At 65.6% G+C, this 12,407-nt stretch carries 9 protein-coding genes and 5 pseudogenes; 7 read left to right on the top strand and 7 right to left on the bottom strand.

All coding sequences use genetic code 11. The features are described 5' to 3' along the window. The 6 genes and pseudogenes from RHBS_RS15815 to RHBS_RS15790 all read right to left on the bottom strand — a co-directional run. Window positions 1-863, bottom strand: an 863-nt coding sequence (locus RHBS_RS15815) for an APC family permease (RefSeq protein ID WP_128645995.1), incomplete at its 3' end; no start/stop codon positions are given. A 159-nt stretch (window positions 864-1,022) separates the two neighbouring features. Continuing rightward, a complete protein-coding gene (gene nhaA, locus RHBS_RS15810; RefSeq protein ID WP_128645994.1) occupies window positions 1,023-2,339 on the bottom strand; it encodes a Na+/H+ antiporter NhaA in 1,317 nt (438 codons plus the stop codon). 134 nt (window positions 2,340-2,473) lie between these two features. Beyond that, entirely contained in the window at window positions 2,474-2,857 is a 384-nt protein-coding gene (locus RHBS_RS15805; RefSeq protein ID WP_187298509.1) for a DUF3054 domain-containing protein, read from the bottom strand. 91 nt (window positions 2,858-2,948) lie between these two features. Beyond that, complete coding sequence (locus RHBS_RS15800; RefSeq protein ID WP_121871285.1) at window positions 2,949-3,500, bottom strand: YceI family protein; 552 nt, start codon at window positions 3,498-3,500, stop codon at window positions 2,949-2,951. A gap of 112 nt (window positions 3,501-3,612) precedes the next feature. Next, window positions 3,613-4,765, bottom strand: a pseudogene (locus RHBS_RS15795) (YbhN family protein). Between the two features lie 9 nt (window positions 4,766-4,774). After that, entirely contained in the window at window positions 4,775-6,250 is a 1,476-nt protein-coding gene (locus tag RHBS_RS15790) for an adenylate/guanylate cyclase domain-containing protein (RefSeq protein WP_128645997.1), read from the bottom strand. Between the two features lie 142 nt (window positions 6,251-6,392). Between RHBS_RS15790 and RHBS_RS15785 the strand changes: the two genes are divergently transcribed. The 4 genes and pseudogenes from RHBS_RS15785 to RHBS_RS15770 all read left to right on the top strand — a co-directional run bounded on the left by RHBS_RS15785 (window position 6,393) and on the right by RHBS_RS15770 (window position 9,677). Continuing rightward, window positions 6,393-7,586, top strand: coding sequence for an AI-2E family transporter (locus RHBS_RS15785; RefSeq protein ID WP_128645996.1), 1,194 nt, complete (start codon window positions 6,393-6,395; stop codon window positions 7,584-7,586). After that, window positions 7,573-8,741, top strand: a pseudogene (gene macS / locus RHBS_RS15780) (MacS family sensor histidine kinase). The gene RHBS_RS15785 and the pseudogene macS overlap by 14 nt, the downstream one beginning before the upstream one ends. A 35-nt stretch (window positions 8,742-8,776) precedes the next feature. Further along, the gene (locus RHBS_RS15775; protein WP_187298508.1) at window positions 8,777-9,403 is read left to right on the top strand and encodes a response regulator transcription factor; all 627 of its coding nucleotides are present in this window, start codon (window positions 8,777-8,779) and stop codon (window positions 9,401-9,403) included. A gap of 37 nt (window positions 9,404-9,440) precedes the next feature. Further along, window positions 9,441-9,677, top strand: coding sequence for an autophagy-related protein 2 (locus RHBS_RS15770; protein WP_128645992.1), 237 nt, complete (start codon window positions 9,441-9,443; stop codon window positions 9,675-9,677). A gap of 20 nt (window positions 9,678-9,697) precedes the next feature. Here RHBS_RS15770 and RHBS_RS15765 read toward each other — a convergent pair whose 3' ends face one another. Then, window positions 9,698-10,087 carry a MarR family transcriptional regulator gene (locus RHBS_RS15765; protein ID WP_128645991.1) on the bottom strand — a complete coding sequence of 130 codons (390 nt, stop codon included), beginning with the start codon at window positions 10,085-10,087 and terminating at the stop codon, window positions 9,698-9,700. A 109-nt stretch (window positions 10,088-10,196) separates the two neighbouring features. Between RHBS_RS15765 and RHBS_RS15760 the strand changes: the two are divergent. From RHBS_RS15760 to RHBS_RS29765, 3 pseudogenes are all read left to right on the top strand, one after another. Then, window positions 10,197-11,308: pseudogene (locus tag RHBS_RS15760) on the top strand (glycosyltransferase). 21 nt (window positions 11,309-11,329) lie between these two features. Further along, window positions 11,330-11,976: pseudogene (locus RHBS_RS15755) on the top strand (DUF1707 domain-containing protein). 87 nt (window positions 11,977-12,063) lie between these two features. After that, window positions 12,064-12,407 (top strand): annotated as a pseudogene (locus tag RHBS_RS29765) (DUF2339 domain-containing protein); the annotation flags it as partial.

The raw sequence follows: 12,407 nt of genomic DNA, 5'->3' as shown, positions 1-12,407 counted from the left end.
TGCGAGTCAGCGCGAGCCAACGCCCCAAGCGCAGCCAGGCCGGCGCCGACTCGCATCACCGGCGACGCCCACGAGTGTCCCGATGCAACGACGAGATCGACCAATGGGGCAGACGACGAGGCCAGGAGTTCGGGGCCGAGAACCGACAGCAGTGCCAGCGCAACCACCGCATAGACCACGAGCGCGATACCGAGGGCGGACACGATGGCACGCGGAATGGTCCGTTCCGGCCGCGTGACTTCCTCACCGAGCGTGGCGATGCGCGCGTAGCCCGCGAAAGCGAAGAACAGCAGACCCGCCGACTGCAGAATGCCGTACCACCCATGGCCGGTAGCGGGCCCGAAGTTGTCGACGCCCGGACCCCTGGAGCCGGTGAGCCCGAGAACGACCCCGACGAGAAGTACGGCAAGTACCGCGGTGACCAGAACTTTGGTCAGCGAGGCAGTGCGAGTGATGCCGAAGTAATTCACCGTTGTCAGTAGCGCAACAGCAAGTACAGCAACGAGTTCGGTGTATCCCGTGGGTGCGACGTAGGCCGCGAACACCAACGCCATGGCCGCCGAACTCGCAGTCTTGCCGATGACGAACGTCCACCCGGCCAGAAAACCCGGCCACGCGCCGAGCCGCTCACGGCCGTAGACGTACGTACCGCCCGACGTCGGATACTGGGCGGCCAGCTGGGCCGAGGACGTCGCGTTGCAGAACGCCACGACCGCAGCAATGGCGAGACCGATGAGAAGGCCGGCACCTGCGACGGCGGACGCGGGGGCGAACGACGCGAACACCCCTGCTCCGACCATCGAGCCGACACCGATGACGACGGCGTCGAGAAGACCGAGTCGACGGGCCAGCGGCTGTGTCATGCCTGGAGCCGGTTCTCGTTCACGGCGACAACTGTAGAGGTGCTACGGCTTCGGCGTACTTCCGATGCAGTGTCGCGGGCAGATACGTGTAAGGCCCGCCTGACGGGGCGGGCCTTACACGGTGTGTGTTGCTGTCAGCGCGTAGCCGACGGCTGCTGCCTACTTCTCGTTCTGGTACACGTCCGGAATGCCGTCGTGGTTGTCGTCGCGTGTTTCCTCGATGTGGATGGCGCGGTAGGCCTTGTTGCGGCTGCGCAGGATGAGGGCGGCCAGCGATGCGGCGATGACCGAACCGGCGAGCACGCCTACCTTCACGTGGTCGTCGCGCTGGGTTCCCTCACCGAAGGCCAGGTCTCCGATCAGCAGCGACACCGTGAATCCGATACCCGCGAGCATCGAGACACCGAGTACATCGAGCCATTTCAGTCCGGCGTCGAGTGTGGCCCGGGTGAAGCGAGAGACGAGGTAGGTGGTGCCGAAGATGCCGACGGCCTTGCCGATCACGAGGCCGGCGATGATGCCGATGGCGATCGGATCGGTCAGCGCGCTGGCCAGGCCGGAGAATCCGCCGACGGTCACGCCTGCTGCGCAGAATGCGAAGATCGGCACCGCGATGCCCGCGGAGATGGGCCGAATCTTGTGCTCGAAGTGTTCGGCGAGGCCGGGACCTGCGTCCGGACCACCGGCAGCCTTGCTGCGCAGGACCGGGACGGCGAAGCCGAGCAGAACGCCTGCGACCGTGGCGTGGACGCCGGACTCGTGCATCAGAACCCACGTCACCACAGCCAGCGGGATGAGGATCCACCACGACCGGACGCGCATCTGCACGGCAACGGCGAACAGCGCGAGCGGAATCAGCGTCAAGCCGAGGGCGACGAAGTTGATGTCGTCGGTGTAGAAGATGGCGATGACGCTGACGGCCAGAAGGTCGTCGACGACGGCCAACGTCAGCAGGAAGGTCCGCAGCGCAGTGGGCAGATGGGTGCTGATCACGGCGAGAACGGCGACGGCGAACGCGATGTCGGTTGCCGTCGGGATTGCCCAGCCGAGCAGTGCACCGTCACCGGTGCCGAGGTTGATCAGCACGAAAATGATTGCTGGAACTGCCATTCCGCCGATTGCGGCGGCGACCGGAAGGGCCGCGCGTGCCGGTTCGCGAAGATCTCCTGCGACGAATTCTCGCTTCAGTTCGAGTCCGACGACGAAGAAGAAGATGGCCAGTAGTCCGTCGGCGGCCCACGTCGACAGGGTGAGGTCGAGGTGCAGCGCCGAGGGCCCGACGCGAGTGCTCATCAACGAGTCGTAGGCAGCGGACCAGGGTGAGTTGGCCCATATCAAGGCGACAAGGGTGGCGACGAGGAGCAATGCGCCGCCGACCGTCTCCTTGCGCAGAATTTGCGCAACCCGGTCTGCCTCGGACCACGAGCCGCGAGAGAACAACGGCAATCGCGTTTTGGAGCTGGATGAATCTGTCACGGAGACAACGCCTTTCGGTAGCTTCGTCGAGTTGCGAACCGACCGAACTTCACACGGTGGGCGCGCAGCACAAAGTTGTTGCCGACCAGACTTCCCGGCGCACCGTGAATCATCCTATCGCGAACGGGTCTCCATCACCGAACGCTGGGCACGAACTTGGCCAGTGCGCGCCAGCCGAGCAGCAGAACTGCGGTGGACAATGTGGCGACGACGATGAACGATCCGGCAGTTCCCTGCCCGGTCAGTGCCCGCAGCACCATGCCCACGACAACCGTCATCACCCACACCACGATTCCCGTCGGGACGATGAGGAACGCGTCGAACTTGTTGCGGTACAGAGCGAACGCGACGACCCAGCCGATGGCGGCACCGACGACGAACGGCCAGGCGGTGTGGAACAGACCGGACAGCGCGGTGGCCTCCGCGTGACTGCGGCGACCGATCGCGGCGAACAGCACGACCACGAGCACGTCGATGACGGCAGCAACTACTGGGGAACGAAACTTCACGCGCACCACTGTAGACACCGACAGCGAAAGGCCCGCACCGACGAAATGTGGGTGCGGGCCTTTCGATGGTTCTCCCCGAAGGGGGTGAAGCGGGGCGGGATTACGCCTGCAGGCCGGCTTCGATTTCGAGGTTCAGCGTGATCTTGTCGCCGACGACTGCGCCGCCGCCTTCGAGGGGCATGTCGATGCTGATGCCGAAGTCCTTGCGGTTGATGACGGTGCTGGCCTCGAAGCCTGCGACCGGTCCGTTGCCCATGCCGGCGTTGACGCCGTTGAACTCGAGCTTCAGGTCGATGGAGTTGGTGACGCCGTGGAGGGTGAAGTCACCGGTGACGATGAAGTCTCCGCCGTCGGCCTTGACCGAGGTGGACTTGAACGTCGCGGTGGGGAACTTCTCGACCTCGAAGAAGTCGGCGGTCTTGAGGTGGCCGTCGCGCTGCGCGTTGTCGGTGGTGATGGAGGCGACGTCGATCTCGGCGTCCACGGACGGGGTGCCATCGGCGTCGACGGTGATGGTGCCGGTGAAGGTCTGGAAGCGGCCACGGACCTTGCTGACGACCAGGTGGCGGACGGTGAATCCGACGGTGGAGTGGGCTGCGTCGATGGCCCAGGTGCCTGCGGTGAGCTCGGGAAGTGCGATGGCGGTGGTCATGAGGACTCCTTGGTGGGTTGAAGGTTCAAACTCATAGTACACAAGCGGACCGTGGTCCGTATATATTCCGGATGAACAGAAAGTGACGGACGCCATACCGAGGAAGGGGTGGCTACGCGGTTTTCGGGTCGCCTTCGGCGTCGCGGATCTCCTCGTTGCGCCGCAGCTCGGCGGTCTCCTGCTGCTCGAGCTCGGCGGTCTCCTGCTGTTCCAGCTCGATGTCGAATTCGAGATCGGCGTGCTGGTGTTTGCGGAACAGCACGAGGAACACGATCCACCCGACGATGGCGACGAGGATGAAACTGACGCCGCGGTACACCAGGGCCGACGCGACGGCCTGCGATGCGCTGATCGAGCAGCGCTGGTGAGAAACGCGATGAGGGTTGCGTCGACGACCACCAGGCCACCTGGTGCGAGGGGAACGGATCCGACGGCCTTGCCGGCAGCGAAGGCGATGAGCAATCCGGACAGTCGCGGATCCGCGCCGACGGCGAAGCACGCGAACGCCAGGCAGGCGACGTCCGCGAGTCGATGCACGGCGGACCACGACAGAGTGAGCGCGCCGTCGCGTTTGCCGAGCTGAACGGATTGGATCTGGCCGATGATCTTGTCGATCCCCTCGGCACCCGCGTCGAGCTCGTGATTGCGGAACGCGTTGTATCTGTGCAATCCCCAGCGCGCGATGCTCTTGATCGACTCGGGGTGATTGGAGATGTAGCGAACGGCGGCGACGATGGCGATGACACCTGCGATCGGGAGCACCACGGTGAACGTGTTGAACGAGCTGCCGACCACCAGTCCGCCTGCCAGGCCGAGCACGGCCAGTCCTGCCGCGGCGATCACGCCCGAGATGGCCAGCTGCCACGACGCGACGACCGGGCTCGCTCCCCAGCGGCGTGTCTCGCGATACGTGAACGCCGTGGAGAACACCTGACCTGCGGGGAGGGTGAGCGCCATGGCGGTGCTGCCGTAGATGACGGCGACGGACTTGCGCTGGCGTACTTTCACTCCACCTGCGTCGAGCAACTGCTTCTGCACCCTGCCGAAAGCGCTCAGCGACACCGCTTGCGCGAAGACACAGGCCGCAAGCCAACCCCAATGGATTTCGCGGACCGCGGCCCAGGATTCGTGCAGCCGCGGCCACAGGTAGACGGCCTCACCCACCAGCAGTGCCACCAAGCGATGCCGGCGATCCACTTGACCCACCGGAGTCGGTTTCGCGGACGCCGCACAGTGGGTCCGCGGGTGGAGCTGGGGTCGGGCACCCTGTCAGACTAACCGTCGCTCGAGGAGGAATCGGGATACTCCACCGGCCAGGCCAGATGGGTCGCACGTCGTCGACCACGCAGTTGCACCTGGTCTCCCAGCTCCCACTGTTCCTGTTCCTCGTCGTCGGCGAAGTACAGGGCCGAGGTCGACGCCAGGACGCGTCCGGGACGCAGTTTCGCCAGCTCGGTCAGTCGCGACGCCTCGTTGACCGGGTCTCCGATGACCGTGTACTCGAAGCGCTCCGACGCACCGATGTTGCCGGCGACAGCCAGCCCCGCGGACACACCGATGCCGATGTCGAGCCCGGTGATCTCGTCCAGCGCGAAACGCAGTTCACGGGCAGCAGCGAGCGCGGCGGTCGGTGCGTCGGGACGATCCAGTGGGGCTCCGAAGATCGCGAGGGCGGCGTCGCCCATGAACTTGTTGACGAAACCGTGATGACGCCCCACGACGTCGACGACCACTCGGAAGAACTCGTTGAGCAACACCACGACCTCGCTCGGTGGGCGCTCGGAGGCCGTAGCGGTGGAGCCGACCATGTCGACGAACAGCACTGCGACGAATCGGGTCTCGCCGCCGAGTTCCGTTCCGAACTGCAATGCTCGACGCGCCACGTCTTCGCCGACGTGCTGGCCGAACAGTTCCCGCAGGACGCGTCGTTCGGCCGATTCCTCCATCATTCGGTTGAAGCCCACCTGCAGGCGACCGATCTCGCTGCCGTCGAACACATCCACCTCGACGTCGGTCTCTCCGCGCTGTACTCGTTCGATGGCGCTGTGCAGCTGACTTATCGGGTCGGAGATCTGGCTCGCGGTGAGCATCGAGAGCACGAATGCCTGCACGATGGCGAGCACGCTGAGCAGGATGATGGCAACGGCGAGCGCGTTGGGGGAGAACACCAGATCGGTGGTGAGCTGGGTGGCGCACAGCAGGATGATGCCGATGACGGGCATCAGCGTGCCCAGTCCCCACGTCATGGCCATCCGGGTGCCGACGCCGGGCGTCATCGTGCGATCGAACCGGCCCTCGCTCAAGGCGAGAGCGGCGACCGGTCGCAGGATGCGCTCGCCCAGCATGTACGTGAACCCGAAGGTGACGGTGGCGGCCATGCCGACGGTGACGATGACGGCAATCGACAGAGACGGCATCTCTGCGATGGTCAACAGCACGAAGATGATGCCGCCGATGATCCACAGAATCAGGTGCACGATCGCCTGCCGCAACGGCGCGTGCAGCGTCGTCATCTGTTCTTTGCGGGTGGGCGGGCCGCCGCGCAGCTGCCAGCGAATGACCGAGCGCAGAAGTATGTAGGCGTAGATCAGGCTGACCACCAGGGCCACGCCCAGGTATGCCCCGAAGATGTACACGTTGCGGACCCGGTCGGCCACGATGGACTGCGACTCCGGGATGGGCAGGCCGTAGCGAACGAAGGCGAACACGAGGATCGCGCCGAAGACGTTCGCGATGAGCATCGAGAACATATAGAGCGGCCAGCGACTCTTCAGGGTGAGCGAGACCGCTCGGAAAGATGCCAGCACGGGTTAAATTTAGCGGGTGAGCACCGACGAGTTGCGGGCGCAAGGTACGGGGGCGTCCCCGGGCCCTACTTCGGCTGCAGATTCGGTGCACCCGATGGTGCGGGTCGGGGCGGAATGGACGTGGCGACTGCTTGTCCTGTTCGCCGGATTCGTCACTTTCGCCTATGTGGTTGCCGAGCTCAGTACCGTCTTCATTCCACTGGGCCTGGCGTTGTTGGCCTCGGCGATGCTCGTCCCGGTCGTCGACTGGATGCACCGGCGCGGAGTTCCGCGGGCCGTTGCGGTGATCATCGTCATCATCGCGAGCATCGGTGTCGTCGCCGGGATCATGACCTTCATCGTCGAGCAGTTCATCGAAGGTCTGCCGCAGGTGGGCGATCAATTCACCCAATCCATCAACAGCGTCGAGAATTGGCTCAGTACCGGACCGCTGCACATCAGCGAGGACCAGATCCGACAGGCCACCGACAATCTCGTCAAGGTGATCCAGGACAACCAGGAAGCCGTCACCAGTGGAGCGTTGACCACCGCGGCGGTGATCGGCGAGATACTCACCGGCGCACTGCTCACCCTGTTCACCCTCATTTTCTTCCTGTACGGCGGCGATCAGATCTGGCAGTTCATCACCCGTCTTGCCCCGACCGCAGCCCGCAGAAAAATCCGCACCGCGGGCATCCAGGGATTCGGGTCGCTGGTGGGATATGTCCGCGCGACGGTTGCCGTCGCTGCAGCGGACGCGATCGGAATCGGTGCCGGTCTCGCGGTTCTCGGTGTGCCGCTGGCCCTCCCGCTGGCCTCACTCGTGTTCATCGGCGCCTTCATCCCGATCATCGGTGCGGTGTTGACCGGGTTCGTCGCCGTGTTCATCGCCCTGGTGACCAAGGGGCTGATCACCGCCGTCATCACCCTCGGCATCGTGGTGGCCGTGATGCAGCTCGAAGGGCATGTGCTGCAACCACTCCTGCTCGGACGCGCCGTGCGACTGCACCCGCTGGCGGTGGTGCTGTCCATCACCGTCGGCATTCTGCTCGCGGGCATCGTCGGAGGCCTACTCGCAGTGCCGATCGTCGCAGTCCTCAATACCGCAATTCGGTCGCTGCTCGCCGATGACCCGGACGAGGTCTACGAGGAACTCGAGGTGACCGACCCGCTGTACGCGGCCGAGCCGAGCGATCCGCACACGCCTCCGGGTGCGGCCGAACCGGAGCGACTTGCCAAGGGAGAACTGAAGACCCCGGATTCGAAGACTTCGAGCCCCAAGACCGATGCGGACGGTTGATCGGGGGCGAACCACGCTCACCTCGTCCGATCCCGAGACCCCGCTGTGGCGGGCCTCCCAGGCCTTTCGGCTGATCACCCTCGTCTACGCCGTCAGCTACCAGGCCGCCACCGTCGACAACTACACCAACCCGCGGTTGAGCTGGGTGCTCGTTGCCCTGATGTCCGTGTGGTCGGGGGCCTCGGCGCTGTTGCTCTCGCGCGCAACGCTTCCGCGCTGGCAGGTGGTGTTCGCCGATCAGGTCATCGTCATCGCATTGATGGCGTCGACGCGCCTGGTGGCCGATTACGACTGGTACAGCACCCGCCAAACCCTGCCGACCACCCTGTGGGCCACCAACGCCGTCATATCTGCCGCAATCCTGTGGGGCCCAAGGGCGGAATCGCATCCGGAGTGGCGATGTCGGTGGTCAGTGCCCTCGTTCGTGACCGTTTCGACCTCGATCTGTGGTCCGACGCCACCGCCCCGGTGCTGCTCTCGGCCGGACTGGCACTGGGATTGGCGTCGAACACTGCCCGGCGGGCCCACGAAGAACTCCGTCGCGCAGCACGATTGGCCGCGATCACCGAAGAACGCGAACGGCTCGCCCGACAGGTACACGACGGTGTGCTGCAGGTACTGGCTCTCGTGCGTCGACGCGGTCTCGAAATAGGTGGTCCGGCAGCAGAACTCGCCGAGTTGGCCGGTGAACAGGAAGTGGCTCTGCGGGTGTTGATCTCGGAACAGGCAGCTCCACGCGGCGACCACACCGGCTCGATCGTCGACGCTCGGGCGCTGCTGCGCACCCAGGCGGGTACCTCGGTTTCCGTCTCGGCACCTGCCGATCCGGTTCTCGTCGAATCCGAGATCGCCGAGGAACTCGCCGCCGTGGTGGCCACTGCACTGTCCAACGTCGCTCTCCATGCGGGCACCGACGCCAAGGCCTATGTACTGCTCGAAGACGTCGACGGGGAGTTGATCGTGAGTATTCGCGACGACGGCCGCGGAATCCCGGCCGGACGGCTGGCGGCCGCCGAAGCCGAAGGCCGAATGGGCGTCTCGAAATCGATCCTGGGCCGGGTCGAATCTCTCGGCGGGACTGCGATACTCGACACCGACGAGGGGGAGGGGACCGAATGGGAGATCCGAGTTCCACGAGCGAGAGGATCGGCATGACCGGGGACGAGAATTCGAATGTCGAGATCGCGGTGATGGTCGTCGACGATCACCCGATGTGGCGTGACGGCGTCGCCCGAGATCTCGATGCCGCCGGATTCCGGGTCGTCGCCACCGCGGACGGCGTCGCTGCTGCCGGGCGCCGCGCCCGAGCGACCACTCCCGACGTCGTACTGATGGACATGCACCTGCCCGACGGCAACGGAGCCGACGCCACCGTGGCCGTCTTGGACGCGTCGCCCCAGACGAAGATTCTGGTGCTCTCGGCCTCTGCGGAACGCAGCGACGTTCTCGACGCGATCAAGGCAGGCGCGACGGGTTACCTGGTCAAGAGTGCATCGGCCGAGGAATTGTTCGACGCCGTCCGCGCCACGTCGGCTGGGCAGGCGGTGTTCACCCCAGGTCTTGCGGGCTTGGTGCTCGGGGAGTTCCGACGGATGTCGTCGTCGCCGGAACCGGAATCGGATACTCGCCCGACACTGACCGACCGGGAGACCGAGGTACTGCGCCTGGTCGCAAAGGGGCTCAGCGCCAAGCAGATCGCGACCCGATTGACGCTCAGCCACCGCACCGTCGAGAACCATGTGCAGGCGACGCTGCGGAAGTTGCAGCTGGCCAACCGCGTCGAGCTCACCCGCTACGCCATCGAAAAGGGTCTGTAGGGGTTTGTCTCGGTGGCGGCGGGGCACTCTGCATCTCATGACCGACAGCGAAGAAGCCCAGGACAGCTCAGCAGTGGACACCACGGTGGATCCGTCGCAGCACTCGAGGGGGACCGACGCCGATCACGATCAGACCGGCGACGAACGCGCCGAGGCGGTCGACGAGTTCGACGGGCATCTGGACGGGTCGGGCGAGCAGCCCTCGCTGCCGACGCCCGAACCCACCGACGTCGCCGACCAGTCCGAGGAGAAGACCGTCACGCGGTCCGAATAGCTCTTCGGGGTTCGCCGAATCTACTGCGAACACAACCTGCCGAGCGCGAACTTTGCGACCGGCAGGTAGGGCAGAACCAGCGGAACCGGGCCGTCGACCGTGAGCCAGGCCCTGGTTCCGCTCGGTCGTGAGACGACCCCGTGTGCCAGGTCGATCCCGATCGCCTGGTTCTGGAACCACGCAGACCACGCCCACGTCCACGAACGTTCGTCCACCGAATGCACCCGAAAATCGATCGGTAAGCCCAGCGGCCCCAGCACTCGACCGGTGGTATCGGCGGCGAGTCGCTCGCCGCTGTACTCGACGCCGACGATCTGCGGGGCCCAGGTCTTCCAGGCCGTAGGGTCCATGTAGCGCTCCCAGACCTCGGGGGCCGGGGCGTTGCCGGTGGATTGCAGTGTCACTCGCATCTGTTCCACCTACCGCTGGTAGCCATCCCCACACAGGAATTCCGCGAGGGTTCGGCCACCGTCCACCGCCTCGCCGCCCGATGGATTCTCGGCCGAGAAGACTGATCTGGTGCGCATCGTCCAACTCGCCAACTTCTACGGACCACGGTCCGGGGGCTTGCGGACAGCCGTCGACCAGCTCGGATCGGGCTACGTCGCGGGTGGTCACGAGGTGACGCTGATCGTGCCGGGAGCGCAGTGGCGCGAAGAACTGTTGACCTCGGGAGTGGTGCGCATCGAGGTACCCGCACCGCAGATCGCTGGCACCGGCGGCTATCGGGTGGCCGATCCGCGCCGGGTGTCCTCGGTAGCGGCTGGGTTGACCCCGGACGTGATCGAAGTGTCGGATCGACTCACGCTGCGCGGCATGGGCCGATGGGCCGCGCGCCGGGATGTGCGTAGCGTGATGATCTCCCACGAACGCCTCGATCGTCTGCTCGCGCAGACGATGCCGATGCGCTGTGCGCGCCTAGTCGCCGATCTGGCCAACCGCCGCACTGCCGAACAGTACGACGCCGTCGTGTGCACCACGGAGTTCGCACAGCAGGAGTTCGAGCGCATCGGTGTCCGCAACGTGCACCGAGTGCCGCTCGGCGTGGATCTGGACCTGTTCCATCCGCGGCGTCGGCACGTCGGCGATCGGTCTGCATGGCTGGGCAGCGCCGATCGCCTGCTGGTGCATTGTGGCCGGCTCTCGGTGGAGAAGCACGTCGACAGGAGCATCGATTCGCTTGCTGCGCTGCGTGACTCGGGTATCAAGCTCGGTTGATCATCGCCGGCGACGGTCCCCGACGGGCAGGTCTCGAGCGACGTGCCCGCGGCCTGCCCGTCCATTTCCTCGGCTTCGTCGCCGGCAGGTCGACGGTTGCGTCCCTGCTGGCCTCGGCCGACATCGCTCTTGCGCCCGGACCGCACGAGACCTTCGGGCTCGCCGCGCTCGAATCACTGGCAGCGGGCACACCCGTCGTCGTCTCCGAGACCTCGGCACTGGCACAGATCGTCACCCCGCACTGCGGGGGAACCTCGAAGAACACCGCCGACGGATTCGCTTCGGAGATAGCGCGAGTACTCCAACTGCCCGTCGACGGTGCCCGGATCGCCGCCCGGTCGCGCGCCGAACAGTTCGGTTGGCCCGCGTCGGTGTCCGGAATGCTCTCGGTTCTGGGCGGTCGCGCAGCCTGAGATCTTCGCTACCCTGATCACATGGAGGCAAGGGATCTGCGAGTGTCCGATGCCGAACGCGAACACGTCGGGCAATTGCTGCAACGCGCGGTAGGGCAGGGCATGCTCTCGCTCGGCGAGTTCACCGAGCGAATGGACACCGCCTTGGCGTCGAAAACCCGCGGTGAGCTGAACTCGGTACTCGCGACCTGCCCGGGATGCAGATCGCCGAACAGCACCGTCCGGCACCGAAGCCCGTTGTCGGGCCGACTGCGCCCCCCGCACCCGGCCGCGTCGCGTACGAGCCCAGGCGGTACGACGGCTCGTCGGACGCGCTGCGCGCCACCATGTCCACGATCACCCGCAAGGGTCGGTGGAATGTACCGCCCAGCCTTCGTATCTCGACCCGCATGTCCTCGGTGACACTCGACTTCACTCAGGCGGTCATGACCACTCAGGTGGTCGAAATACACGTCGACGACTATTGCAGTTCCATGACGCTGATCGTGCCGACCGAGGCGACCGTCGATGTCAACGCCGTCGATACGATCGCGGGCAGCGTCACCAACAAAGTCCGCACCGGCCCGCCGTACGGCCCGCTACATCTGATCGTCTCGGGCAAGGTTCGCTTGGGCTCGGTGACCGCGAAGCATCCCTTCGGTAGCTCGATCCGCAGGATGTTCGGCTAGTCGTTCGCGGTACCCGCGTCGATTACTCGAGTGAACCGAGTAGCACTACTCACGCTTTTCGACGGCAATGCTCGCAGGATCTATCCCATGACTTCTTCCCAGAACGCCGGGCTGGATCCGCAACTCGTCGCGCGCTTGTCCAGTCGCTTCGATTCTTTGGGCGACCACATGCGTCAGGTGGCCGTCGATCTGCAGACCTTGCAGTCGCAACTCGGTGCCGCTCGTCAGGCTCCAGTCCCTGCTGCGTCGCCGCCTGTGCCCGCTGCGCCGTCCCGTGCGCCGTCTTTTGCGCCGCCTTTCGTGTCGCCGCCGGTCGCGCCACAGAACTACGGTCAGCCGATGTACCGGACGACGGGTCAGCCGGTCGCACCTCCTGAAGGCCGGATCGCACCGCCGCGGGGTCCGGTGGTCGCGCCTCGCCCCGCCCCGCT

It is taken from the genome of Rhodococcus sp. BS-15 (assembly GCF_000813105.1).
In the GTDB taxonomy this organism is placed as follows: domain Bacteria; phylum Actinomycetota; class Actinomycetes; order Mycobacteriales; family Mycobacteriaceae; genus Rhodococcoides.
The sequence above is the reverse complement of the archived record's forward strand: the minus strand, read 5'-3'. Positions and strand labels throughout refer to the sequence as shown.